At 47.3% G+C, this 26,307-nt stretch carries 17 protein-coding genes; 9 read left to right on the forward strand and 8 right to left on the reverse strand.

Features of this window, described 5'->3' with window-relative positions:
- Positions 1-69: 69 nt before the first annotated feature.
- From LZD49_RS02460 to LZD49_RS02470, 3 genes are all read right to left on the reverse strand, one after another.
- Positions 70-372 (reverse strand): hypothetical protein, encoded by a 303-nt coding sequence (locus LZD49_RS02460; protein WP_234665727.1) that lies wholly within the window; start codon positions 370-372, stop codon positions 70-72.
- A gap of 26 nt (positions 373-398) precedes the next feature.
- Positions 399-3,116 (reverse strand): WD40 repeat domain-containing protein, encoded by a 2,718-nt coding sequence (locus LZD49_RS02465; RefSeq protein WP_234665728.1) that lies wholly within the window; start codon positions 3,114-3,116, stop codon positions 399-401.
- 497 nt (positions 3,117-3,613) lie between these two features.
- Positions 3,614-4,528 (reverse strand): caspase family protein, encoded by a 915-nt coding sequence (locus LZD49_RS02470; protein WP_234665729.1) that lies wholly within the window; start codon positions 4,526-4,528, stop codon positions 3,614-3,616.
- Between the two features lie 262 nt (positions 4,529-4,790).
- Here LZD49_RS02470 and LZD49_RS02475 point away from each other — a divergent pair, with 262 nt between their 5' ends.
- A complete protein-coding gene (locus tag LZD49_RS02475; protein WP_234665730.1) occupies positions 4,791-7,970 on the forward strand; it encodes a caspase family protein in 3,180 nt (1,059 codons plus the stop codon).
- Between the two features lie 117 nt (positions 7,971-8,087).
- Here the strand turns inward: LZD49_RS02475 and LZD49_RS02480 are convergent, their stop codons facing one another.
- Positions 8,088-9,296 carry a PQQ-dependent sugar dehydrogenase gene (locus tag LZD49_RS02480; RefSeq protein ID WP_234665731.1) on the reverse strand — a complete coding sequence of 403 codons (1,209 nt, stop codon included), beginning with the start codon at positions 9,294-9,296 and terminating at the stop codon, positions 8,088-8,090.
- A 263-nt stretch (positions 9,297-9,559) separates the two neighbouring features.
- On the reverse strand, positions 9,560-10,033 hold the full coding sequence (locus LZD49_RS02485) for a DUF4142 domain-containing protein (protein WP_234665732.1): 474 nt from the start codon (positions 10,031-10,033) through the stop codon (positions 9,560-9,562).
- Positions 10,034-10,221: 188 nt separating this feature from the next.
- Here LZD49_RS02485 and LZD49_RS02490 point away from each other — a divergent pair, with 188 nt between their 5' ends.
- Together LZD49_RS02490 and LZD49_RS02495 are read left to right on the forward strand one after the other, a co-directional pair.
- On the forward strand, positions 10,222-10,455 hold the full coding sequence (locus tag LZD49_RS02490; protein WP_234665733.1) for a hypothetical protein: 234 nt from the start codon (positions 10,222-10,224) through the stop codon (positions 10,453-10,455).
- A gap of 199 nt (positions 10,456-10,654) precedes the next feature.
- Positions 10,655-11,236 carry a DUF4142 domain-containing protein gene (locus tag LZD49_RS02495; protein ID WP_234665734.1) on the forward strand — a complete coding sequence of 194 codons (582 nt, stop codon included), beginning with the start codon at positions 10,655-10,657 and terminating at the stop codon, positions 11,234-11,236.
- Between the two features lie 30 nt (positions 11,237-11,266).
- Here the strand turns inward: LZD49_RS02495 and LZD49_RS02500 are convergent, their stop codons facing one another.
- Complete coding sequence (locus LZD49_RS02500; protein WP_234665735.1) at positions 11,267-12,067, reverse strand: DUF72 domain-containing protein; 801 nt, start codon at positions 12,065-12,067, stop codon at positions 11,267-11,269.
- Between the two features lie 155 nt (positions 12,068-12,222).
- On the opposite strand from LZD49_RS02500, the gene LZD49_RS02505 reads away from it, so the two are divergent.
- Positions 12,223-13,386 (forward strand): DUF1624 domain-containing protein, encoded by a 1,164-nt coding sequence (locus LZD49_RS02505; protein WP_234665736.1) that lies wholly within the window; start codon positions 12,223-12,225, stop codon positions 13,384-13,386.
- Positions 13,387-13,402: 16 nt separating this feature from the next.
- On the opposite strand, the gene LZD49_RS02510 is transcribed toward LZD49_RS02505, so the two are convergent.
- On the reverse strand, positions 13,403-15,790 hold the full coding sequence (locus LZD49_RS02510) for an ABC transporter permease (RefSeq protein WP_234665737.1): 2,388 nt from the start codon (positions 15,788-15,790) through the stop codon (positions 13,403-13,405).
- Positions 15,791-16,107: 317 nt separating this feature from the next.
- On the opposite strand from LZD49_RS02510, the gene LZD49_RS02515 reads away from it, so the two are divergent.
- From LZD49_RS02515 to LZD49_RS02535, 5 genes are all read left to right on the forward strand, one after another.
- Positions 16,108-17,349, forward strand: a complete 1,242-nt coding sequence (locus LZD49_RS02515; RefSeq protein WP_234665738.1) for an FtsX-like permease family protein — start codon at positions 16,108-16,110, stop codon at positions 17,347-17,349.
- A gap of 35 nt (positions 17,350-17,384) precedes the next feature.
- A complete protein-coding gene (locus tag LZD49_RS02520) occupies positions 17,385-17,546 on the forward strand; it encodes a hypothetical protein (RefSeq protein ID WP_234665739.1) in 162 nt (53 codons plus the stop codon).
- A gap of 135 nt (positions 17,547-17,681) precedes the next feature.
- Entirely contained in the window at positions 17,682-19,502 is a 1,821-nt protein-coding gene (locus LZD49_RS02525; protein WP_234665740.1) for a M2 family metallopeptidase, read from the forward strand.
- Between the two features lie 278 nt (positions 19,503-19,780).
- The gene (locus LZD49_RS02530) at positions 19,781-24,100 is read left to right on the forward strand and encodes a caspase family protein (RefSeq protein ID WP_234665741.1); all 4,320 of its coding nucleotides are present in this window, start codon (positions 19,781-19,783) and stop codon (positions 24,098-24,100) included.
- Positions 24,101-24,393: 293 nt separating this feature from the next.
- Positions 24,394-24,843, forward strand: coding sequence for an Hsp20/alpha crystallin family protein (locus tag LZD49_RS02535; protein WP_234665742.1), 450 nt, complete (start codon positions 24,394-24,396; stop codon positions 24,841-24,843).
- A 101-nt stretch (positions 24,844-24,944) separates the two neighbouring features.
- Here LZD49_RS02535 and LZD49_RS02540 read toward each other — a convergent pair whose 3' ends face one another.
- Positions 24,945-26,186, reverse strand: coding sequence for a dipeptidase (locus LZD49_RS02540; protein WP_234665743.1), 1,242 nt, complete (start codon positions 26,184-26,186; stop codon positions 24,945-24,947).
- Between the last annotated feature and the right edge of the window lie 121 nt (positions 26,187-26,307).

Raw genomic sequence — 26,307 nt, forward strand, 5'->3', positions numbered from 1 at the left:
AAACACTAATTCATTCCCATCCTGTTTGTACGAATGGGAAGGCGATGATTTCCTTTCGGGAACTGGCTTTCAGTTTTTTATTCGGTTGATTAACCGTTTCGGAATTAGCGGGGCAGGTGAATATTCTGAATAGTTAGGGAATTTATCCAGAAATACTTTGACTTGATAATGTTTTGTTTCAGACTTATTAACCGGCAAAACTGTTTGTAAATGAGCGGGTTCTCTTTCCGCCGTTGTTGGTGTTATCACCAACAATACTGCTTCCTCCCGCAGTTGTTGATTATCACCATTAATACTGCTTCCTCCGGCAGTTGTTGATTTATCACCAATAAATCCGCCATGGGTGGCGTTCCTGCGGTTTGTTGGTGACAACACCAACAATGGCGGGGATGGCCAGGTCAACCCCTGGCATTCGCCCAGGTTACCTCGTCGCTGTCGCTGAAAATTGCGCCATAAGTTTGCAGGTTTTTCTTTACAGCGTCGGAAATGTTCGAAGCCGGGCTGATATGTCTGAAATCGCAACCCTGCACCAGCAATCCCGAGACGTTATTGAATGTCATAACAAGTTGGGAGGTGGCGTCTTTCACAGTGATTCCTGCAAACCTGCTCTTCACTTGATAGGGTTTGGCAGCTGCTGCTATGAGCTGTTCCATTTCAGAACGAAGTAGCGCGGTTTTAGCAGGGTCGTTGGTAATTTCCAGGCAGGTTCCTGTTTCGGTAGACCATACGCCATAGCTGTCACCGAAATCGCGAGAAATGATCCTGGTGCCGTCGGCATTGAAAACCGCGTCTTCCACACTCAAAAGGTGTCCAGGGTAAATGCGGATGCATTCACCGGTTTCGACCAGCCATTCCCTGATCGTCAGATCGTCCGATGAAGAGACTATTTTGGTGCCATCGGGACTATATCTCGCTCTTTGCAGCCATTTGTCATGTCCGCGGAAAGTCTGTAAAGAGATGCCTGTTGCAATGTCGACCTCACCGAAAGTCCTGTCGTAGTTCACCGTCAGTAACTTTTTTCCATCCGGGCTAAAAGCACATTTGCCAGTCACCCAATCCGATTGTCCTTTGATCGCGGAAAGCTGTATACCGGTTTCCACATTCCACTCACGGATAGATTTATCGTCGGAGGCGGATATTATCCGGGGCTTATCGGGGCAAAAGGCGAGAAAGTTCACCTTATCGGTATGCCCGGGATACGTGCGGGTTTCATTGCCGCTTTGGCTAGACCATTCCCGTATCGTCTTATCCTTCGAAGCTGAAAATATCCGCTGGCCATCGGAGCTGTAAATCGCACTTGTTACCTGGGCCGAATGGCCTTTGAAGTGATTCATCGGTAGCCCAGTGTCCACATTCCATTCGATGATGGTGTTGTCTTCGGACGTGGAAAGTATCCTCGTTTCATCTGGGCTGTAACAAGCGCTGTTGACTTTCTTGATATGGGCTGTGAGTGTTCTCAGGCATTCGCCGGTACCAACAGACCATTCTCTGATCGTCGCGTCGGCCGAGGCGGAGAGGATTTTAAGCCCGTCTTTGCTGTAACTAGCCGAGGAGACATTCTTTGTATGGCCGACGTACGTTTTGATGCATTGCCCGGTTGCAATGTCCCATTCCCGCACGAGTTTATCGTCTGCACAGGAAAGGATTTTGGTAGCGTCGGGCGAATATATGGCATTGTTGACTTTTATAAGTAGGTGATCATAGGTCGCCAGGCAAGCCCCGGTTTTCTGGGACCATTCCCTTACCTCTCCGTCAAACGATGCGGAAAGTACTTTTTCGCCATCGGCGCTGTAACAGGCCGAAGCGACCTTGTTCGCGTGCCCGGAAAAGGTTTGTAAGAGCTTACAGGTTGAGATAAGCCACTCTTTGACAGTACGGTCGTCCGACGCGCTTAATAACTTTTTGCCGTCGGGGCTGTATTGCACCTGGTTAATTTGTCCGTAATGTCCATCAAAAGCAAAGGCCTGTCCGTCCAGAATGCTGCCTCTGAATCGGGCGGGAAGGTAAACACTACCATGGTGCTGCGTCAACGGTAACCCATTGAACTGAATTTGGCGGAGATCCAGATCCGTAAAATCCGCACCGGCCAGGGTTCGGCGCAAATCCAGCCAGATGGCGAGAATGTTGCGAACCACCGACGCCCGCTCCATTTCGCTGGCAGCAATGCCCGTGGTAGTCCTGCACAAGGCCATCAGGCGTGACAATAGATTTTGTCGTTCAGGAAGTTCAAGACGCTGCTTTTCCAGGTTCCAGAAAGGAACCACATGATGTTCGCCTTCGATTTCGCCAAGCATCCGGCGCAGGTAAACGGGTATGTCATTTTTGATGAACACCGCTGGAAGGGACTTTTTCATCAATGCGATTTCAGTCATATTACGTATATGGCATACCGCAAAGAAGTCACGGAAATTTTGGTGTAGAAAGCGGAGATCATCGCCTTCCATGACCAATACGCGAAGGCGTTCGATCAAAAATTGCGTTACTCTGGCTGCACGTTGCTCCTTTTGATCCAGATCCTCCAAAATACCCAGTCCCAGGTTTTTTCTGTTTCCCGCAAAAGCAGGATAGATTTCGGCAAGGTCTTCTGTGTTCAGGTCGGCAAAGGCCTCGTCAAGTATGAGTTTGAAATTGAAAGCGGGATCTGCCAGCTTGCGGATCGTTATAGCATATCTTCCTTTGTCCTCCATCCGGTATGCGATGTATGGGACCAGCACACGAAGGAGAAAAGTTTGGTAAAGAACGTCGGCATCATTGGCCGATTCGGAAAGTTGTGCGAGCTGGGCTTCATTGAAGTTCCACATGAGCTCACCGTATGCGGTCACTTTTTTGAATTGGAAATGATCGTCGTGCCTGTACTTCGTTGCGATGCTGTTGGCTCCCGCATATAGGGTAAGCATCATCGGGTTAGCAAACAGCCGGATCAAATCTTCGTTTTTCGGCAATGAGAGCCCGTTTTGGCTGAGATATGTTTCAATAACTTCTTTCGGCAACGGAAGTATTTCTGCGATTGAAAACCGGTCGAACACCCGGTCGAGTTTTTCGATTTGCTTATATCTAGATGATAAAACAATTTGCATACTCTCTGCCCGCAATGCGAGGTCGTTCAGGCTTTTCATTAACAACTTTTTTGGGGCTGTTACTTCATTCAACCCGTCTAGAAGCAGGATGATAGTTGGGGATTTATCGCTAGGAGTTTTGAAGAGCTTCCAAAGTGCTTTGATAGTTTCCGAAAGTGCCCCCATTGCATCAATATTCTCTGTAGCGGTTTCTAAGTAGTCAATGACTTGTGGAGGCGATTCGGTTATGTTGAGATGATTTCTGCAGATATACCGGAGGATAAAATCCTCACGCTCTGACTCAGATACCGAGTTATAGTCATTTAACGGGATGAAAATTGGGATCGGGCCATCTTTGTGTGACAATAGTTCTTGCCACAGTAAAAGCAGGGACATCGTTTTACCCATTCCTCCGTTGCCAAAAAGAATCGTATGCGGTTTTGTGGTTTTCCACAAAGTAGTGAGGGTCTGTGCAAGGGATGTAACTTGATCTTCTGTTCTTACCTGAACATCTAAATATCTCTGGTTTCCCATGTGAGCGGTAAAATTTTCTGGATTTATAAATATTTAAAACGGCCTGTCTGCAATAGATCAAAGTGCTTATTTGTTCCAGACCTAAGTGCGTTAAGAAGGGATTTTAAATCAAGTCCGACCGATTTTTGCGACTGATTGACCACGCGATGAAAGAAAAATTCACCCGGCTTATTTGTGTTTACCAAACTTTTGCACATAGGCTCAATGATGAGATTGCTTTTGGGAACCGGTTGGTTTGCATTTCGTACTGCGTGAGTCAATTGCGCCCCCAACAAATTGATTGAAATGTGGTTGCTCTGATTCTGGCTTAGGATCGTAACCAAAGCATTAGCGAACGGACTTGGGTCTGGAACTAGACCGTGGCGGCCAGCGGTAAGCACCCATCTGGAAGGGATATCCTCGGCATTCGCGATTTGACTTTGCTGTGGCATGTCGACTTCCATTTCAGTAAAACTCTCCGAGAAGCACGCGTCTACAATAAGGACAATATGATGGGCTTTGATAGTAGAAAGAATCTTGATCACCTCGCTGACAGAAATTAGAGTTTGCTTGATCACATATGGTGTGCAGTTCAAAGGATCCGGGGCATCGAAAGGAATCCAATATCCTTCATTATTGCTAAAGTGGCCATGACCGGAAAAGTAGATGATCAGGTTTTCGTCCGACTTAACCCTTGCTTCTCCTTTTTCATTTTTTCCTCCCAGGTAGGAAATTTCATCAAAGAGAAAAGCAACAGATGCATCTTTGTTGAATAATGGCTTAATAATAAGGTCGTTATCTGAAAATCCATAAAAATTTTTCAGAACCGAATAAAACCGTTGGCAATCTGATACGGGAAATGTCAGCGGAGATAAATTTTCGTATTTATCAATGCCGATCAGAACAAGGTGGTTCCGTCTCTTTTTCTTCTCCGTGAGGGTAGTAATGCCGAGGCCCATAGTAATGAGAATTGCTTTGACTAATGATTCAAGATCGCCAATTTTCTGAGCTGATTATTGATGATAATCTAGAACTTATTAAGCGGCTTTCTGCGGCATTAGCAGTATTAAGCACGTTATTTACGTTCAATAAGTAAGAAATAAAGAAGTTAGATTTTGATAGCGTAGAAAGGTAATTTCAGGGGAAATGCACCTACCTTGTACATTTGGCGGCAGCAGTCATATTTAGCAATCCTTCTTCAATCCCTCAACCAAAGATCCTATGAAAATTTTTGCATTGTTGATAGGCATTAATGAGTACAGTCCCTCTTCCAGCCCGTCGATCAGAGCCTTAAACGGATGTGTGAATGATGTGGCTGATTTCGGGAAATTTCTCACCGAAAACTATGGAGATCTTATTCCTGATAGCAAGCAGGTCCTTGTGCTCACGAACGCCGACGCCTCGCGCGCTAATGTAGTTAAGGGGTTCAGGGAACATTTGGCACAGGCCGGCCCCGACGATATTGCGGTGGTGTACTACTCAGGGCACGGGTCAACGGGCATTACCGCCGCCGAGTTCCAGGCAGAAACAATCGACGGAGAAGAACAGACCTGGGTGCTCTACGACAGCCGGGAGCCCGGAAAATACGACCTGGCGGATAAGGAAATTGCGCTACTTCTGGAAGAGGTAAGTGCGAAAAACCCGAAGATCGTGGTGATTGCGGATTCATGCCATTCCGGGTCTGTGACGAGAGAGGTAGAGCAGTTTCTTCAAATGCAGGCCCGTTTCGAGAAAGGGACTACCGAAACCCGAAATCTTGGATCTTACCTGGACGGGGCATACTTGCGACGAGGTAATCTCAAGGTACCTTCCTCGGATCACCTATTGCTGGCCGCATGCGACCGCATTGAACGTGCCTGGGAATCTAACGGACACGGACAGTTTACTCAATCATTGATCTCCGTGCTCAGTAAAAGCGGTGGCCAGGTTACCTATGCCGATCTTTTTGTACAGGTCCGGGCCTTCATCAAGGAAGCTTTGAAAAACCAGACGCCACAAATGGAGGCTCTTGGGATCTTCGATTTGAGGCAGGGCTTTCTTGGCAGAAACGTCGAAAGCGGGCGGTTGGGAAGATACCGGGTATACCAGAAGGCGAATAACAAATGGACAATTGATCTCGGGGCCGGAATGGGGATAGAGGAGAAGGTTGGCGAGCCTATCGAAGTAAAAATCTACGACTCCGTAGTGGAAGGTCAGTTGGTTGGTGAGGCCAGTCTCGACGCCGTGAATGTGACGGAAAGCACATTACATACAGGAGCGCTTCCGCTGGATGCCGGCAAGACCTATTGGGGCGAGCCCGAATTTCTCAGATTGTCGCCATTTTTTGTTTATGGGGATGATGCGGTTAAGCAGGTGATGAACGACACTGTGACGGCGGCATCGGAGTCGGGCGTTTTGCTTACCGACATCCCGCAGGCCGCATTGTTTGAACTTAAAATCGAAAATGGGAACGTCGCCATCTATAAAACGGCGAACAGAGAGCGGGTTCAGACGGTAGCGGGAACCGATAAATTCTCCACGGCCCAGGTATTGAATGTGCTGCAAACGCTGGCCCGATGGCAACGTTTGATGGATTTGCATAATAAGCAATCCGGCATCAGACCGGACCAGATCAAATTCGAAGTGGAGGTTTCGGAGGGGGCACAGACCAACGCTTTTGAAGGGCCATTAATCACGCTTGACCACGATGGTACGAACATACCTTTTAAGGTCAATTTTACCAATAACGCGACCCAAAAGTTGTATGTCAGCCTGCTATATTTGTCGCCTGACTATGGTGTAATCGTTATTTTCAGGGACGCTCAGCCCGTTCCGCAAGGCGGCTCGGTGGTGCTAACGAACGATGTTTTTACATTGAATAGCGAGGAAGAAATCGATACATTGAAGCTGATCGTTTCTACCGAAGCCATAGATAGCAGCCTTTTTGTTCAGCAACCGCTGCAAATAGGAGCTGTCGTGACGCCTTCGGCAGGCAGAGGACTTCTCCAGGCGAAAGGAGTCGGAGCGACGAAATCGGACTGGCTCACGAAAGCTGTGACGATAAGGTTGGTTAAAAAGGCGGAAAAGGAGGTAGGCGCCCAGCCGCTGGTCATCGGCGGCGGCGTGACGATCGAACCACACCCTTCATTTCGCGGAAAACTGGGTTGGACCCCGCTAGTGTCCGGCACACGGGGTGTCGACAGGCCAGGCATCAATGAGGCATATGCTACAAATCCATGGTTTCAGATTGTGGACTTCGAAGAGGGCGCCAAAGGCGAAAGCCGGAGCGTCGCCGAGGTTGTTGATATCCGGAACACGTCGGATTTGAAAGACGAACCACTGGTTATCAATATCAAGCCCGAAAATGACGAGGAAATTGTATTGCCTTTCTTCTTCGACGGCGAGGACTTTGTGCCTATGGGTATTATTTCAATCAATGATCCTGGACTTTTACAAGTTCAGATACACTCGATTCCAGAGGAAATATCGGAAAAGACCAGAAGTCTTGGAGGAGCTTTCCGAATGGTATTCCTGAAATTTGCCGCCAAATTAGGTGTGAAAACCGACCCGAACCAGTTGAGATGGGTGGATTACGACGACGAGGCGACCCGCAAGGACGAAGGACTTGCTTCAAGAGTACAACAAGCAAAAAATGTATTGCTGCTCGTACATGGGATCATCGGCGACACGGAGGATATGGCTAAAACGTTCAAAATAGCATTTGACAGCGGTTATGACCTCGTATTGACCTATGACTATGAAAACCTGAACACGCCGATTGAAGAGATAGCCGGCATTCTGAAAGATAAATTGACCAATCTGGGATTCGGCGAAAACGATGACAAAAAGCTCGTTCTCGTGGCGCATTCGATGGGTGGCCTGGTTTCGCGGTACCTGATCGAAGACCTCGGCGGTAGCCAATTTATCGATAAGCTTATTATGGCGGGGACGCCCAACGGAGGAAGCAAATTTGGCAAAATTCCAGGTTACGTAAGCTGGACATCCGTTGCCCTGGCACTCGGGACCAAGTTTTTCCCACCACAGGTCGGTGCGGTAACAGGTTTCTTATCCTCTGTATTGAAAATGGGTAACAAGCAAGTTCTTTATACGCTGGAACAAATGGACAGCGGCAGTGAGTTTATTAAAAAGTTGAATCAAAAAAATGTGGCACCTATTCCCTACTTCATTGTGGGCGGCGACCTCGAAGCTTATCTGACCGCGAACGGGGGACTACCGTTGATGGAGAAGGTGGTGGGCCAGATCGGTACCTGGGTGTATCGGGACACGATCAACGACATTGCCGTCAGTATAGAAAGCATATTCGACGCTCACACCGCGGACAAGCCTCAGAAAATATCCTGTCACCACTTGAATTACTTCGTGAACGACGATGCCGTCAGCGCGCTGGCCAAGCTGTTGTAATATAAATCATCTTCGGTCGCTTAAAACCGGAGGGCGCATTATAGATTTCGACATTTATTCTTCGAAATCTATAATGCGCCCTCCGGCTAATGCAGCAGATCAATCCTTACAGCTAGGCTATTTCTTCCCGATCCGGTATAATTTTCCCTGATCGGTTACCGCGTACAGAGCACCGTCTTTGCCTTCGGTAATGTCGCGGAAACGTTGGTTCTCACTCGAAAGCAGTCTTTCTTCTCCAACCACTTTGTTGTCTTTGATGACCAGGCGGCAGATATGCATGCCGCTCAGGGAGGAGATAAACAGATTGTTTTTCCATTCCGGAATTAGCTTTCCATCATAGAATGTGATACCGCTCGGCGAAATAACCGGGTCCCAGTAGTAAACAGGCTGCTCCATTCCTTCTTTTTGCTGGATGACATCACCAATCTGCTTTCCACTATATTCAATGCCATAGGTGATCGTCGGCCAGCCGTAATTTTTGCCTGGCAAAACGCGGTTGACTTCATCACCACCTCTCGGGCCGAATTCTGTTTCCCACAAATCGCCGGTCTCCGGATTGATCGCAATGCCTTGCACGTTCCGGTGTCCGTATGAATACAGCTCGGGTCTTGCGTTGGCCTTGCCGGCGAATGGGTTACCCGCAGCCGGTTTTCCGTCGGTTGTAATACGAATAACTTTGCCCAGACCCGAGTTAATGTCTTGCGCCTGCGGGCGGGTTACCAGGTCGGACCGCTCGCCGGTAGATACAAAAAGATTGCCATCTTTTGCGAACTTCACCCGGCCTCCATAATGCAGATTGCCTTTGTATGCTGGCAATGCCTGGTAAATAACCGTCACGTTTTCAAGCTTGGATTCGTCTGCCGAAAGTTTCCCCTTGGCAACCGAAGTGACATTGCCGTCGGCCAGTGGCTCGGAAAAAGCCCAGTACACCATCCTGTTTTTGGCAAACGCTGGATCGAGGGTAATGCCCAGCAAACCTCCCTGGCCGTCGCTGTTCACTTTAGGAACGCCATCAATTGGTTTACCAACAGCCCCGGCGGTTGTAACAATGCGCATTGTACCGCCTTTCTCCGTAACAATAAAACGGCCATCGGGAAGCGATGCAATTCCCCACGGCCTTTCCAGAGAAGAGGTGAGGGCTTTACCTTCATAAGCAGCTTTGGTGGTAACGGCACCGATACGCGTTTGGCCTGCGAAAGCCGATTTGTACTCCGAATTGGGTTTTTTAGTTTCGACGGAAGCCTCCCCGGACGATTGCGCTTCTGAGCGAACTGGTGCAACGACCGCGGCTGCTCCTGCAAGAAGAATGTAGATTGCCTTTTTCATTTATGTGATTTTGGTTTAGCTCTGATTAAAAAATGCGGGTGTAACCATTGGGGTGCATTGTTAATCTTATCAAAAGTAGAAATTTATAACATCCCATGCATTCGCTCAGATATTTCAAAGGAGGTATTTTTATCAGTTTAATCGACTATGGCAGTATCCGGGTTCAAAATAGCGCATAGTATGGACGCCCGCTCATCATTTAAGTCGGTGCCATCACGTGATTTTATATTTTGCCGCCCGTTTCGTTTGTGATTCACCCGGCGTTACATCGCTTCCTTCGCCAGCTGCGCTTTTTCAAGGTCTTCACGAACTGCCGACAGCTTCCCCTTCGCCCAGTTTCTAACGGTAAGGTCATTACCCGACTGGATTTCAGTTTCATAGAGTGCGACCAATTGATAATGCGCGTCGACGGCCATGTCCATAAATGTGTAGTCAAAATCTTTGATGGATTTCGTCTGTAAACTGTCGATTTTTTGAGTGTTGGTTTCGGACAGGTCTTTGAGCTGTATCCCTTTTTGCCAGGCCAGCGAAATCAGTTCGCGGTTTGTTGTTTCTCCATTTGCAATGACCTCCTGCGCATATTGCCGGACACGTGTGGATGTAGCGGCGGTGAGGGCTGTCTGGCTGGCAGTGATACAAAAAAGATTCAGATCGGAAGCAGAATTAATAAACCGCTTATCGATTTCAGGTGTTACGGGCGATTCTTTCAATGAGCAGGATAGCGAAGATAAGCTCATGATTGTAATAACGAAATAGGCAGTGATTCGCATGGGACTTGAAGTGAACGTGAAATTTCGCACCCCTTGTAAAAAGGTATTCCAGCAGCGCCGTGGCGGGCAATGCACTTTGGCTTTCCGATTGGTTAGCTGTTACGTAGAGTTTATTGCCCAGGAACCAATTTCCGACCGTTCACCTTACTTGGGGTATGAATGAGCCAATACTACTTCCCATTGAATATTCGGGTACTACCCATGATCTTCCGGTCACGATTGTCCCGCTTGGATACACCTATCAACTACATGTCGACCTGGGTGGCAAAACATTGATTTTCGAAAAGGATGATCAGGACAAATACCGGGTGATCGATCAATCCGGCGAGCATTCCAGGATCGATAGAGGGTTTGTAGCTGCGATCGTTAACACGCTGGATGCACTGTAAAAAAGATAAACCATAAATGATTGGTGATTCCGTCCGTATGAAGGAATTCGACCGTTGGGTCGGGGCAGGTCGATATTCTGAGTAATGATAATGGGGGTGCAGCGATCGCATGCGGGCATGCTTTTTGTTAGTAGAGCGCACCATTGCTATTGAAATTCAGGCAATGGTGTTTTAATACCACTTAACAAACTAGCAGAAAATGAAAGCAACAACCACCTTACTCACATTCGCAACCGTCGCCATGCTATGGAGTTGCGGAAGTTCCAATTCGACAGACACAACCGAAATGGCCGACAGCACTAACGAAGCAATGGCCGATAGCGCCGAAACAACCGGAACCGGAACTGCGGCGGCAGAAGAGGATTCCGACTTTGCCATCGAAGCAGCTAATGGAGGCATGACCGAAGTACAGCTCGGCGAGGTCGCAAAACAAAAGGGTACCAACCCGAAAGTCAAAGAGTTTGGCGAAATGATGGTAACCGACCACACCAAAGCAAACAATGAGCTGAAAGCACTTGCGGCGAGTAAAAACATTACGCTGCCCGCCGCACCAAACGAAGAAATGCAGAAGGCCACTGCGGATATTTCATCGAAGAACGGCAAAGATTTTGACAAAGCTTACATCGATCAGATGGTAAAGGATCATCAAAAAACCGTCGAGCTTTTCGAAGACGGGCAAAAAAATGTAAAAGATCCCGAAATCAAAGCGTTTATCGACAAGACATTACCGGTGTTGAAATCGCACCTGGAACACGTCAAGACACTTGATAAGGCAAAATAATTTATAGTGGGTTTTTTGGGCTGGCGACTGTCAATGACGGTCGTCAGCTTTTTCGTTTTGTGTAGTCGATAAATCAGTCAGAAAGTCTTCCATAAGGAATTTTTCCAGTGTTCTCAGATTCTCAAGTGCGGCCCCCATCGTATTGTTAAAATACACATAAACAACCTTTCCTGCGGCCAGCCATTCTGCGATATAGCCGGCATATTCGAATAAAAGGCCTTGGTCGTAGCTGCCTTTGTAATTTCCGTCGGGCCCATGAAAACGCAGATAAATGTGCCCGGCATCCAATTCGGGTTGTGGCGACTCGCTACCTGCCTTGTCATGATAGACCATACCCATTTCATATTCATTCAGAAGCTCGTAAGTCTGCTCGCAGTACCAGGAATTATTTCTGAACTCCACCGCTACCGGCCAATTGCGGCTATTAGCCTGTTTTATTTCGGATAGCAGCAGATCGACTTTTTTTAATAACGGAAATTTTATGGATCCGGGAAACTGGACGAGGATGCAGCCTTCTTTATCCTGAGCTCCGTTGATAACCCCAAAGAACTTTTCCAGATCGGATGTGTCAAATTCCAGCGCCTTGTTGTGGGTGATCTGTTTCCATAGTTTAAATGTAAAACGGAAATCGTCGCCGACGGATGTTGCCCACTGCTCCACTGTGGACGCCTTAGGGAGTTTATAGAATATCGAATTGACTTCAATGGAATTAAACAATGCACCGTACACGCTGAGCCGGCTCCGCCCCTCAAACGATGCCGGATAGGCCTGTCTGTTTTTATAAGGCAAAACCAGACCGCTGGTTCCGAGGTATAATGAATGTCCGCTCATGCTTCACAATTTTTGAAATAGCGGTAATCAAATACTATTCCACACTGCATTTTGGACCGATACCTTATGGTTGCGCAGTGGTTTCGCCTACCATTCAATAAGTCATTATGAATATACTTTAACAAAGCCGGTCTTTTTTGTTAAACCACCTCTATATGAACTCCCTGACCAAACCCCGCATTGCATCTATCGACCTCCTGAAAGGGTTTGTGATGGTGCTGATGGCGCTTGACCATACGCGCGACTACTTCTACCAATCGGCGGCGTTTTTTGATGTCAGCAATCCGGCGCACGCTACGTTACCCGTGTACCTGACGCGCATTATGACGCACATCTGTGCGCCGACTTTCAGCTTTCTCGCCGGGGTTTCGGCATACATGTCGGGCAAGCGCCGGACGAAAGCGGATTTGTCTGTTTTTTTGATCAAGCGGGGGCTGTGGCTGATTTTTATGGAGCTGACGATCATTGCTTTCGCCTGGTACCTCAATGTGGAGTTTACCAACATCGACCTGGCGGTGATCTGGGTTTTGGGCGTGAGCATGATCGCCCTGGCCGGCTTTATTCATTTACCCCTAAATGCGATTCTCATGATTTCAATGTTGCTGATCGCCGGGCATAATTTGTTGGACAGTATTCATTTGAACACTGTCTGGTGGGGGATATTGCATGAGGTCTTTTCAACCAAGATCCTGGGCGGAAATATTACGCTCACCATTGTCTATCCCATCGTTCCCTGGATCGCCGTGATGTCTTTGGGCTACTATTTCGGACAGTTCTATCAGTCTTCTTTTGGAACGGAGCATCGGCAGAAGCTCTTTAACCTGATCGCGCTCGGCAGCATAGTTCTTTTTTTGCTGATCCGAGGTGCAAACGTTTATGGCGACCCGGTGCCTTGGATCCGTTTACATACGACCGGCAGGACAGTCATGTCGTTTTTCAATGTTAACAAATATCCGCCCTCGCTTTGCTATCTGCTGCTTACATTGACATTTACCTTTCTGTTTCTGGCCAATTCCGAAAAGTGGCGGGGCAAACTCGTCGACTTTTTTTGCGTTTTCGGCCGGGTACCTTTCTTTTATTATATCCTGCATCTTTACACCATCCGCATCCTGGGCATGATCCTCGCCCAATTAACGGGTTATGGCTGGGAATCGGCAATCCAGCACAATTTTGAAGTCGATTTGAAAGGCTTCGGTTTCAGTTTGCCGGTCGTCTACCTGATCTGGATCGCCATTATTCTTGCACTTTATCCACTTTGTAAAAAGTTCGACCGCTATAAACAAGGCCATCGCGAGCAATGGTGGCTAAGTTACCTGTAAGACAATCGGTGCGGACTTATTCGGAATGCATGCTGTCAACCGGGTTGGTAAGCGCGGCTTTGATACTTTGAAAGCTGACTGTGATAATGGCAATTAAAATGGAGAGGCTACCTGACAAAACGAAGATCCACCAATCGAGCGTGATTTTATAGGCAAAGTTTTGCAGCCAGATCTGCATCAGGTACAAGCCCGCAGGAATGGCGATAAGCGTTGCAACCATAACCAGTTTCAGGAAATCGATTGAAAGCAGCGACACGATGCTCGCAATCGAGGCTCCCAGCACCTTTCTGATGCCGATTTCCTTTCTGCGCTGTTCCGCCATAAACGTAGCAAGGCCGAAGAGCCCGAGGCAAGCAATGATGATTGCGATCACAGAAAACGCAAGGAACAATCGGCCTTTTTGCTCGTCAGAGCGATATTGCCTGGCAAACGCCTGGTCGAGAAAGTCGTATTCGAATGGCTGATCCGCATTCACTTCCCCGAATGTGCCTTTAATATCGTCTATTGTTTCGCTCAGGTTTGTGCCTGAAACCTTTACCAAGAGATTGTCCGCTTTTCCGGTTTTTAAAACCAGCACCAGCGGTTCGATCTGATTATGCAGTGAACGAAGATGAAAATCGCTGATAACGCCCGTAATGGCCACTTTTTCAGCATCGACTTCTACAAGTCCTTCCCGGTAGTTGTTCCATCCCAGCCGTTTCAGCATCGCCTGGTTTACCAGGATCGCGTGGGAACTGTCGGAATCCAGTTGGGCGGAAAAGTTTCTGCCATCTGCGATATTGATTTGCAGCACGCCGGTAAAGTCCGTGTCGACATCGAAGTATTCAGCGCTGACAGATTTTTCTACACCATTTTTATAGAAGCTGAAAGTAGTTTTATTATTCAGTTGATCGCCGATCGAGCCATTGGTCAGTGTTGCATTGCTGATCTGTGGATTTCGCAACAGCTTTTCCTTCAGCGTATTTGCATTCCGTGCCAGGAGCGGGCTTTGCAACGGTATTTTGATAACAAGCTCCTGGTTAAATCCCAGCTGACTGTTTCGCATGAAAATGAGTTGCCGGTACACCGTTATGGTCCCGATGATCATCACCATTGAAATAAAGAACTGGAAAACAACGAGGGATCGACGGAAGACCGTTCCCGAAGAACTTTTGAGCGGCATGCCTTTTAATACAAGCGCGGGGCGGAAACGCGATAGCATAAATGCAGGATACAGTCCGCTTATCACGCCGGTCAGCAATGCAAAAGCGGAGAAAAGTGCCAAAGTTTTAAAATCGAAAAACTCAATGCTCAGCGATTTGCCGGCAATTTCATTAAAAAACGGAAGGAGTACATGCAGGAGTACGGTGCTTATCAGAAGCGCCAGGAATACTACCAGCAACGACTCAGACAAAAACTGCGCTACCAGCTGCGACCATTGCGAGCCTACCGCTTTCCGAATCCCGATTTCCTTCGCCCTGCCCGTCGATCTGGCAGTGGCAAGATTCACGTAATTGACAATCGCGATCAGCAAAATGAAGAGCCCTATGATCGAAAACGTGTACACATAGCTCATATTACTCCCGTTTTCTTCACCCATTAAATGCGAGGAATGCAAGTGAATGTCTGTCAGAGCCTGCAAGCTGATGGCGAATTTTACCTTATTCTCGCCCGTATCGCCGATTTGCTCTGCGATGTATTTTTTGTAAAAAGCGGGTAATTTGCTTTCCAGTTTCGAAGCTGCTTCATTATTATTCAGCAAGATATAGGTCAGCGTATTGAACCCGTCCCATTTATCAAGCCGCACGCGGCTCACCTCCACGTTGGTGTACGGCAGAATCGCGTCGAATTTCAGATGGTGATTAGCGGGGATTTCCTTCACAATGCCTGAAACGACAAACGGGATGTTGTCCTTCACGGTCACAATGCGGCCAGTAACGCCCTTGGCTTTTCCAAAGAGGTTCATTGCCAGTTTTTCAGTAAGCACTACGCTATTTCCGTCTTTGAAAGCGCTTTCCGCATTGCCTTCGATAAAATGGTAGTCAAAGAACTTGAATAAGGTCGAGTCTGCGCATATGAGGTCTTTCACATTCAGCGATTTGTTTCCGACCTTGAATAGCTGAGCGCCTTTTTTTACCCGCAACGTGTTTTCAATTTCGGGATATTCTCGCTTTAATGCAGGCCCGAATGGTGCCGAAGCCATGCCCAGCTTATACTCGTTTTCACTCCATTTGATGTGCAGGTTGAGCCTGTAAATACGGTCGGCATGGCGGTGGTATCGATCAAAGCTCAGTTCATCGTTCACATAGAGCCACGAAGCGATTGCACAGGTCATCCCGGTCGCGAGGCCAGACAGGATCAGCAAGCTGTAAGTTTTATTGCGAACCAGATTTCTCCACGCAATTTTAACGTAGTTTTTAAGCATATAAGCGAGCGCTATTCAAAGGTGACCTATGATCAACCTGCATTCAAAATTAGTATGCCAATCCTGAATACAGGCCTTCTGTTTGGAAAAAGATCCGCTTCCTCCCGATAACGAACAAGTGCTGTTCACTTTCGCACAGCATTTGTTCGTTATTAATTCATTAAATATTTGATTTTTAAACGATTATCTATATACTCTATGCTGGCGGGATGTTTTTGGGATTCTGCAGACCACGATACATCCAAAGACAACGCAGCCCATATCTGGAATTCGAATATCTTGCTCCTTTTGATTTCAAGGTGCAAAACGATCCCGATGTGAGGGAATCCCAAACGCGATGGAACAACAGTTTTATCGGAACCGTCATCGAAGTACAAGAAGGTGTTTCGATGGAAGCGTTATCCCAAAAAATAGGCCCGATGCTCACTGGCAAGGATTCTTATATCAAAAGCCAGCATCTTTCGCTCTATCCTATGGGCAGATGGCATTTGTACGACGAGTTTAAAGACTGGGTGAATACCGGCGGGCAGATCCTGTTTGTGCGGCTGTTTGGTATTATCGGTGCTTTTGTGTTGCTGATCGCCTGCATCAACTTCATGAACCTGAGTACGGCAAGGTTCGAGAAACGCGCAAAAGAAGTGGGAATCCGTAAAGCAATCGGCTCGCAGCGCCGACAACTTATCATCCAGTTCCTGACCGAATCGCTATTAACCACCTTCCTGGCATTTTCACTTTCGCTGGTGCTGATATGGCTGTTGTTGCCTTCTCTGAAGGATATTGGGTTTGAGAATATCCCGTTTGATTTCACCGATGTGTCGCTTTGGGCCACGGTATCGGGCGTATGTCTGCTTACCGGCTTGCTGGCGGGCAGTTATCCGGCGCTTTACCTTTCTTCTTTTTTACCAGTCAAGGTATTAAAAGGAATACTTCAACAGGGAAGCGGTACCGTAAACTTTCGTAAAACACTGGTCGTCTCGCAGTTTTTTATATCCATTATGCTGATCATCGGTACGGTCGTTATTTTTCAACGGATCAATCACGTCAGAAACCGCTCCATTGGCTACAATCCCGATAACCTGATCACACTCGATGCAAGCGGAGACCTTGTGAAAAACTATGACGCGCTTAAATACGATCTTTTAAATACCGGCTACATTGCCTCCGTAGCCAAGGCGTCGAGTGCGATGACGTGGATTAATAACGATTTTACCCATTTCAGCTGGGAAGGAAAAGATCCTGGAAGTGCCGTGACGATCAATGTGGTGATGACAGACTGGGATTACGAAAAAGCGGTAGGATTAAAATTTATAGCAGGACGCCCTTTCGACAAACGGTATGCAACGGATTCGACTGCAGTAATTCTCAATGAATCAGCATTGAAATTAATCGGATATAAAGACCCTGTCGGCAGAACTATGAAGCTCGGCGATCAGGTTTTGACCATCATCGGTGTGACCAAAAATGTGCTGATGCAAAACCCGTTTAGCCATGTCAAGCCCGGGGTTATTCTCTTTAATGGAAGTAATGTAAATGCGATCCTGTTTGGCTGGTCGCAATAGCCTGCATTCTCGCGTCCCCATTAACCTTCTGGCTGATGACCAAATGGCTCCAAACGTACGAATACCGCATCGAGATCCAGTGGTGGGTTGTTCCTGCCGCAGCTTTGGCCGCCATATCTATCGCTTTGGCAACGGTAAGCTTTCAGGCGATCAAGGTCGCTTGCCTCAATCCGGCAAAGACCCTTCGTTCTGAATGAGAGACAAGTAGGGTTTTGAAAATTTGCGGGCGAATAGGAGACAGACGGAACTCAAAGGATAAAGTATATTTCTTTGCCAGGTATCTTAAAGTAACAGATAAAATAGGTGCACTGTTACTTGGAACAATTTTGACTATGAAATTGATACATGCTTTTTCGTTCATATTCGCTTTGGCTGCTTGCGGAAAGTCGGAAGAAAAAACGGCCGGAAATGAAATACTGCAATCGCAGGCCCAGGCTTACCTGGACACCTACAACAGCGATTATAAAGAGTTGGGTACTGCTTCCAATGAGGGCCAATGGCGGCTGAATACGCATATCGTGGTGGGTGATTCCACTGATTCAAAGGCCGCAGCGGCTTTTGATGAGGCAGTTGCAAAATTTACCGGCAGTACAGCGAATATAGATAGTGCAAAAAAATACCTGGCACTGAAAGAGGAACTTACTCCACTTCAGGTAAAACAGTTTGAATACATATTGTTCCTGGCCGGCAATAATCCCGAGACGGCTGGGGCGCTCGTGAAGGAAAGAATAGACGCTTCCAATGCACAATTGGAAAGGCTTTACGGGTTCAACTATTCTTTGAATGGAAAAAAGGTATCCACCAATGACCTGGACGCGATATTAAAAGGCGAGGGGCCGTTGAGTGAACATTCCAAGGCCTGGGCCGCCAGTAAGGAAGTAGGCAAGACCCTGAAAGACGGTTTGGTGAAATTACAAACCCTTCGTAATGGCTGCGTAACTCCACTGGGTTATACCGATTATTTTGCTTACCAGACGAGCGAGTATGGCATGAGCTCGAAGGAAATGATCGATCTGACACAAAATTTTATCAGGGATATATGGCCATTATACCGTGAATTGCACACCTGGACCAGGTATGAGCTCGCGAAAAAATACCATCAACCCGTGCCGCAATATTTGCCGGCGGACTGGTTACCCAACCGCTGGGGGCAAGACTGGAGTGCGCTGGTGAATGTGGAAGGATTGAATATCGACCCAGTGCTGAAAAAAAATGGTGCGGAATGGATTACGAAGAAGGGGGAGGAGTTCTGGACCAGCCTGGGATTCGCTAAACTGCCGCAATCGTTCTGGGATAAATCCTCACTTTATCCGCTGCCTGCAAACGCCAAGTATTCAAAAAACAATCACGCATCGGCATGGCATATAAACTATGACAAGGATGTGCGTTCATTGATGAGCGTCGAGCCGAATACGGAATGGTGGACAACCGTATTGCATGAGCTGGGACACATTTATTATTTTATGGAATATTCCAATCCGGAAGTTCCTGTTGTGTTGCGAAACGGTGCAAACCGCGGATTTCACGAAGCATTCGGAAGTATGATCGGGCTTGCTTCGCTGCAAAAGCCGCTTCTGGAAAATCAGGGGCTCATCGCAAACGGGGTTGCGACCAACGACACTTTGAAACTGTTGGGTGAAGCCCTGACTTATGTAGTCAACATCCCCTGGGGCAGTGGCGTGATGACCGGTTTTGAATACGAGCTCTATGCCAACCATCTGCCCAAAGACCAATACAATGCAAAGTGGTGGGAATTGGTAAAAAAATACCAGGGCATCGTGCCGCCGCATGAGCGCAAGGATGCAGACGGCTACTGTGATGCTGCAACCAAAACCCACATCAATGACGATCCGGCACAATACTATGACTACTCAATAAGCAATATCCTGTTGTTTCAGGTACATGATCACATTGCCAAAAATATCCTGCGACAGGACCCGCACGCTACCAACTATTGGGGTAGCAAACCAGCAGGAGATTTTTTACGAACACTAATGCGCCCGGGTGCCACGGTCGACTGGCGGGAACATTTGAAAAAATCTGTTGGTAGCGAGATGAGTGCCAAACCGATGGTTGAATACTTCGCACCGCTAATGGCCTATTTAAAAAAGCAAAATGCCGGAAGATCTTACAGTTTACCGGAGAAACTGTAAGATTGCAACTGACAAACATTCACGCTCATCATGCTCGGAGCCAGCCGCCACGGCCAGCAGCATCAGCATCCTGCGCTAACCGTCGAATACATTAGCAGTTTTATCGGGCACGCCCAAAGTAGACGTATATGGAGATCCGACACGATGCCACGCATGTTTCCGCTTTGTGACAGAAAAAACGTGGCTAAATAGTGTTAAATCCGGATGAATTCAGCCTTATTAGCAACGGCAAAGTAGCAATTGCACCGCCCTAACTTATACCCCTCAACTCTACCTCTATGTCAGTTTTTCGTAACCGCCATGCATTTTTGATAGCCGTAGAAAACTACAAAAGTGCAGACATTCCCTCCCTGAGCACACCTTCCAGGGATGCTGCCGACTTAGGTGCTGTCCTGCACGAACTTTGTGGTTTTGTTCTTCATCACTGTCCCGCCGACCCGACGGGGGAGGAGCTACTGTCCTTTCTTGATGAAATGGAACGGACATTGGCGAATGCCGACGAGACGGAAACGCAGGTAGTGATATACTACGCAGGCCATGGTGTGGCATTGGATAGCGAAACCGGAATGAGCGGATATATTCTGCCTGGCGATGCCGTGCACCGGGCAAACGGAATAAATACCTTGGCAGAGACGTCGATCAGTATGGAGAAGTTGCTTGGCACCATCGCGCGATTGCGCGCCAGGCAGGTGTTGCTGATCCTTGACTGCTGCTTTGCCGGAATGATCCGCTGGGCTGCGCAGAGTACCCATCGTGGGTTGGGAACCGACCAGGATGGAAAGCTGTTTCGGCAGCAATATGAATTTTACACCAGGCACAAGGTCCGTCAGGTTTTTACCTCATCTTCTCATGATCAGCAGGCCCTCGATATTCTTGGTTCCAGGGAAGAACGTCGCAGGAACTCGCCTTTTATACATTATTTCCTGCAAGCCTTGCAGGGAGAAGCTGACCTGAATGGTGACGGTATCACTGTACTGGAAGAAGTTCAAACGTATATCGTTCATCGGCTGGCGGAAGCGGCCGGGGGGGTAAACCACGATCAGACTTCGGGATTTTATCCATTGAATGGCCATGATAGCGGTTCATTTTTGTTTCTACCAAAAAACTTTAACCCAGCAAGCCTGAAAGAAAAGAAGGTCGCAAATCCATACAAAGGGCTGCGGACGTACGATGTAAAAGATGAAAAGTACTATTTTGGGAGGGGAGATGTGATCGATGGGCTGATCAATGAAATCGCTGGCGCATCGAATACCGGAATGAAGCTCATCGTGATATCAGGCGCCTCGGGCAGCGGGAAATCCTCCATGGTTCGTGCAGGGTTGATCCCGAAGTTGCCAGACTCGGCATTGATCCCGGTTGTCGTCCCGGGACGCGACCCGTTAGCCGTTTTGGATGTGGTGCTCTTGTCCGCGTCGGAAGTTATCGTCATAGATCAACTCGAACAACTTGTCACGCAAACCTCCGAGCAGAAGGGCTCGCAAACTCCCGAACAAGAGGAGCCGATTGCTGAGCAATTCATTCAAAGGCTGAGCGATTCCGGCAAAGTCGTGATTTGTACGATCAGGACGGATTTTGAAGTACAGGTTTTCAAGAATAGAAATCTGTCAGAAGCACCTTTTTCGGTGGTGAGGCTGGCAGGAATGCAAAGGGAAAATTTGCAGGACATTATCATAAAACCTGCTATGCAGGCGGGAAGATTTTTTTACCCTGCCCGGTTGATCGATACGATCATTGATGATTTCTTACATTACCCGAACGCATTGCCCCTGCTTTCGCTGGTGCTGTACGAGTTGTTCGAACTCTGCAAGCAAGATCCGTTTCATGAAATTACAGACAAAGAATACAGAAACGTAGGTGGTCTTTCCGGGGTACTCGGGCGAAAGCTGGATATGCTTTATGACAGTTTCCAGGAGGAGGATAAGCGGGAAATGCTGCAAAACATCCTCTTCCGTTTGACTTCAATTACCGCCGGTAAGTTGACATCGCGACGTGTATATCTGACCGAACTGGTTTTTGCCACATCGGAAATGAACAAGATCAAAAAAGATCTGATAGACGTGCTTGAAGGCGATGACTATCGATTGATAATATGTGGGAAGGAAACTGCTACCGAACAACACGAGGAGCGGGAGTTTATCGAGCCAGCGCATGATTATGTAATCCAGACCCTCGGTAACCGGAAAGAGTGGATTGCTGCCATTAACGACGGCAACCTGGTCAGAAGAAACAATCTGGCCGAGGCGGTTACCGAATATGATAAAGGTAGAAAAAGAGCGAATCTTTTGTGGTCAAATAACCACCGTTTATTGGGGGTCGGCGACCAGCCGGCAAAATCCTGGGAACAATTCATATGGGATTGGCAACCATTCGAATGGTCGTTTCGTAAGCAACTCCAATGGTTTACAAAAGCGGAAGGTGATTTTGTTAGGAGAAGCTTTCAGGCAAGGAAGCGAACCCGGTTTGTTGCGCAGGCTTTGAAGATTTCGATATGGATTGCGGTTATTGGAATAGCCTTATTGGCCAATAGACAGCTGGATGTAGTTCAGAAAAACCTGTTGAACCTCCAACTTGCAGATTTGTCTTTCAGAACACCAGATAAGACGCTGGCGGTCCAGGCGGCATACAAATTATTAAAAGCCAACCCGGAACATCCACAAGTGATTTCGCTGTTAAGCAATGCATTGAAGGAGAGGCATTACACGAAATCGTTTTCAAATATTGATACGGTGAAGGAGGTATTCTTTTCGAATAATGCGGAATTTCTGTTTGTTAGTGATGAAAGTCGTCGATTAAGGATATTGGATTGGAAGCATGAAAAGACATTCCGCATATTGGCTGGCAGGGACGACGATTTTTCGGTCGCGGCATTAATGCCGGATGATAAAAGCCTTTTCGCCGCCGGGCCGAACGGGGCCATTAGGGTATGGGACTGGCGTAAGGGCGTTCCGCTCAGGGCGCTTCCGGGACATCGGAGTAATGTTGTACAAATGGCTACTTCCGGAGATGGCAAATATCTCATATCGGCAGCTGTTAGTGGAGAGGTAAAGCTTTGGGATTTGAATAGCGATAAGGCAATATTTGAAACGAAAGTCAAACTGGCGGATGGCGGGATCATCAAAACCGGGATATCGGTTGATAACAAGTATATCTTTGTTATGACCGAAGACATCGCCCTCGTTTTTGAAAGGGACAGCCGTAAGTTGACATTCACCAGGAATTCCGTTGCCGAAGACGAGATTAATTACGAAAAATTTAAGGATATAGCCTTTCTTGACAATAATAGAATTTGTCTACTCGCATGGAGGTATGGCAACGCCCGGTTGGTGCATAATGCGGATCTATACCAGGATTTTACCACCATTGACTTGAATGATCAATCAGAATCGACGTTTTCGATTTTGGAGGAAGCGCGCGTACAGGAGCTGAGCTTTGATATAAGCGGGCGCAAGATGCTGATGCCCGGGGAAGGCAATGGTGCAGATTTAATAAATCTATATGATGGCGGAGGAAAGTTTATCGAACAGGAGCAGTTCCTCGACGGGACTTTTATCGAAAAAAACAGGGTATTATCCTTGAAGGGAAACACCAATGGGGTTTCCAAAGCCAGGTTTTCAAGAAACGGTAATTTTCTTTTAACAGTAAATGGATTAGATGAAATCCATATTTGGGATTTGTCGGCGAGTTACCTTGGCGAACGTGTAACGAAGGGACTGCCGCAGTCAACCAAAATGATCGCTGGTTCGATTGGGGTGGTTGACAGCTATAACTTTTTGAACAAATTCATTTTGTCAGGAAGCGATACCGTCTGGTTTGATTCCTTTGAAAATGGAGGTGAATACGTTAGCGCGGCTTTATCTCCCGATAGGTCATTCGTTGTGGCAGGTGGGTTGAGAGGTGATGATTCGCGGTATATTGATGTATGGGATTTGCGAACAGGGGAGAAGACATACACGCTTGAAGGAGATCACGATAAGTCGAAATTTTTTTCGCTATTTAATTACCAACTATCTCCTGATGGGAAATACTTTGTATCTGCCGATACGGATTCCGAAATCAAGGTTTTTGATTGGGGAACTCAAACTATTGTTCAGACCATCCCCGACCATGATTTTGATACCTTGTTCTTTTCTGACAATAGTATGCACATTTTCACAGCAAACGACTCATTGGTAAATAGTTGGGAGAGATTCGAGGCATATGTTGACAATCCAAAAAAGGTAATGCAGTTCACAAATGCCGATTATTACATTAACGGAGTCAGTGCCTATTTCACCCAAAAAGTCTTAGTCTCTGCAGAACACAACTATAATGATTTGATAAAACTCATTAAGTATTTCAGCACGCATCCAAGTATAGACAAAGCTGAAAGCCAGTATTTGCAACTCTGGTGCTATGAAAAGGCAATCAAAGCCGCTGATTATTTGCCGGAAAAGCAACATCTGACATATTTAAAAGATAAGCTCGAAAAAGAAACGATAGGGAGAAAGCCGCCCTTGCCCGTGCAAATTTGGTGGTGGATCCAACGGACCTGGTACCGGCTCGTTTTGAAGTGGCAGGAGCTTATTGGCTCCGGAATAAAAATGGGTGCCGATTCATGAAGTTATCTCATGTCTGCCGCATTTACACCAAAACAAAAATCGGGACTAACACTTCACGTCCATGACGTTCAGGATAAATGGTGATATATGTTGGCACAGGATTCGTCGGGTTTCAGATGAAAAACTGACATTTCAGGAATGAAAAATTGTCAGCAAAAAATGAAAAAATGTCATTTGCAGGATATGGAAGCACTTTATTGCCGCATTAGGCATCGGGTTTGATAGTCATGTTACAGACGGTAGATCCGTTATACTCAATAATTCATTGTTAAACTTTAAAAAGAAGGTTAATTATGTCACTCATCAAAAGGAACGGGCTACGGCCCGAAACATTCCCGGCGCTGTTCGACGATTTCTTTGGCCGCGAACTTTTTAACTGGGGCAACAACAATTATTCATCGACCAGTACCACAGTTCCTTCGGTCAACATCCGGGAAACTAATGATCATTTTGAAGTCGAGGTGGCCGCGCCCGGCATGCAAAAAAGCGATTTCCAAATCCGGCTCGACGGAAATACGTTGACGCTATCTTCGCAACGGCAGAACCGGGAGAAAAAAAGCGAGGAAGGCTACACCCGTCAGGAATTCAGCTATCAGTCATTCCAGCGGACTTTTTTATTACCCAAAGATGTCGTCAATGACGACGGCATTGTTGCCCGCTATGATAACGGCCTGCTTATGCTGACGATCCCGAAAAAAGAAGAAGTAAAACAGAAGCCACCAAGGATGATAGAAATAGGTTAACAAAGGGGCCTGCTTCGGCAGGCCCCTTTGTTTTAGCCCGTTCCAGCGGTTAAAGATCAATGCGGCTTATAGTCACCGACCGTGCGGAACACAGGCTAGTCTCATCTCCCCTCGGTCACCTGCCTTATCACCCGCAGCCAGTTTAGGCCAAGAATCTTTTTGATTCGCTGATCGGTGTAACCCAGTTTTTGCATTGCTATAGTGATCTGCGGAAAATCGCTGATGTCCTTGATTTCATGTGGCAATTCGGGGCCGCCGTCTAAATCGGAACCTAAGGCGATGTGGTCCTCGCCAACCAGTTTTACACCATAGTCGATCACCTTGGCAAGCTGATCGACGTGCATCCAATATTCGTCCGGAATGGTACCGTTGAAAGTAAATGGAAGCTCACGGGCGAACTCCTTGTCTACATCCTCAATGGTTTGCGTCGTTACCTGGGAGTTGAGGATCCGCGGCGTTTTGGGCTGAGGATTAGGTTGAACCCTGATTGGATTATTAGGTTTTTGCCACGCCCAGTATTTGGGGTTATTGAAGAGGCTGCCGAAATGGACACCAATAACGCCGCCCTTTGCAGCTATGGCTTTTGCGGCTTCGTCAGAAATGCAGCGCGGATGATCAACAATCTTGTAAAAGCCGCCGTGGCTGTAAATCACCGGGTGACGGCTGGCAGCCACCGACTGAAGTATGGCATCGTTGGACGCGTGAGCCACATTAATGACCATACCAAGATCGTTCATTTCTCTGATCACCGCTTTCCCGTGGTCGTTAATACCGCCCCAGGTATATACATCGTTGCAGGCATCGATAAAAGCATTCGTGGTACTGTGGGCGGTCAGTTGCATGGAGCGTAGGCCAAGCTTGTAAAGAGCACGCAGCAGGTCAAGATCGCCGTAAAGGTCATAACCGCCTTCCAGATCGAGAAAAGCGGCCATTTTGCCCTTTTTATTGATGCGTTCAATGTCAGAAGCCGTCAGGGCCAGCTCGATCATCGAATTATTCTTTCTGATCTGGTCTAATGCAAGGTTCACCACACGAAAAGTATTCTTAGTCTCAAACCTGCCTGGATAATAGTTTTCAGGCGTATAAACCGAGAAAAACATTGCGTCCACACCGCCTTCCTTTGCCCTTGGAAGATCCACGGTCCCATCCGGATAACGCTGGCCGATATCGGTTTTTAACACCAACTCACGGCTCATCACATGCGTATGCCCGTCCATGACAAATGCATTGCGATGAAGCGCAGGCATAGGTTTATCCCGCGGGGTCAAAAGGGATTGTTTTGAAATAATACTACCGGCTGCCGGTAAAAGGGTAAGGCTTTTAATAACGTCTCTGCGCTTCATGAATGAGTGAATGAGTCGATGAGTGAATGAGTCAATGAGTGAGTGAGTGAGTGAGTGAGTGAGTGGATGAATGGTCAGGTGTTGGCAGTTATTGTTCTGATAATGACAATCAATGATTACA

The sequence above is a fragment of the Dyadobacter sp. CY261 genome (assembly GCF_021440085.1).
Taxonomy (GTDB): domain Bacteria; phylum Bacteroidota; class Bacteroidia; order Cytophagales; family Spirosomataceae; genus Dyadobacter.

What these genes read in the sequence shown, in the direction of transcription:
- LZD49_RS02465 (WP_234665728.1), bottom strand. Translation starts at nt 3,116, where the DNA reads ATGAAAAGCCTGAACGACCTCGCATTGCGGGCAGAGAGTATGCAAATT.
- LZD49_RS02470 (WP_234665729.1), bottom strand. Translation starts at nt 4,528, where the DNA reads ATGGGCCTCGGCATTACTACCCTCACGGAGAAGAAAAAGAGACGGAAC.
- LZD49_RS02475 (WP_234665730.1), top strand. Translation starts at nt 4,791, where the DNA reads ATGAAAATTTTTGCATTGTTGATAGGCATTAATGAGTACAGTCCCTCT.
- LZD49_RS02480 (WP_234665731.1), bottom strand. Translation starts at nt 9,296, where the DNA reads ATGAAAAAGGCAATCTACATTCTTCTTGCAGGAGCAGCCGCGGTCGTT.
- LZD49_RS02485 (WP_234665732.1), bottom strand. Translation starts at nt 10,033, where the DNA reads ATGAGCTTATCTTCGCTATCCTGCTCATTGAAAGAATCGCCCGTAACA.
- LZD49_RS02490 (WP_234665733.1), top strand. Translation starts at nt 10,222, where the DNA reads ATGAATGAGCCAATACTACTTCCCATTGAATATTCGGGTACTACCCAT.
- LZD49_RS02495 (WP_234665734.1), top strand. Translation starts at nt 10,655, where the DNA reads ATGAAAGCAACAACCACCTTACTCACATTCGCAACCGTCGCCATGCTA.
- LZD49_RS02500 (WP_234665735.1), bottom strand. Translation starts at nt 12,067, where the DNA reads ATGAGCGGACATTCATTATACCTCGGAACCAGCGGTCTGGTTTTGCCT.
- LZD49_RS02505 (WP_234665736.1), top strand. Translation starts at nt 12,223, where the DNA reads ATGAACTCCCTGACCAAACCCCGCATTGCATCTATCGACCTCCTGAAA.
- LZD49_RS02510 (WP_234665737.1), bottom strand. Translation starts at nt 15,790, where the DNA reads ATGCTTAAAAACTACGTTAAAATTGCGTGGAGAAATCTGGTTCGCAAT.
- LZD49_RS02520 (WP_234665739.1), top strand. Translation starts at nt 17,385, where the DNA reads ATGACCAAATGGCTCCAAACGTACGAATACCGCATCGAGATCCAGTGG.
- LZD49_RS02525 (WP_234665740.1), top strand. Translation starts at nt 17,682, where the DNA reads ATGAAATTGATACATGCTTTTTCGTTCATATTCGCTTTGGCTGCTTGC.
- LZD49_RS02530 (WP_234665741.1), top strand. Translation starts at nt 19,781, where the DNA reads ATGTCAGTTTTTCGTAACCGCCATGCATTTTTGATAGCCGTAGAAAAC.
- LZD49_RS02535 (WP_234665742.1), top strand. Translation starts at nt 24,394, where the DNA reads ATGTCACTCATCAAAAGGAACGGGCTACGGCCCGAAACATTCCCGGCG.
- LZD49_RS02540 (WP_234665743.1), bottom strand. Translation starts at nt 26,186, where the DNA reads ATGAAGCGCAGAGACGTTATTAAAAGCCTTACCCTTTTACCGGCAGCC.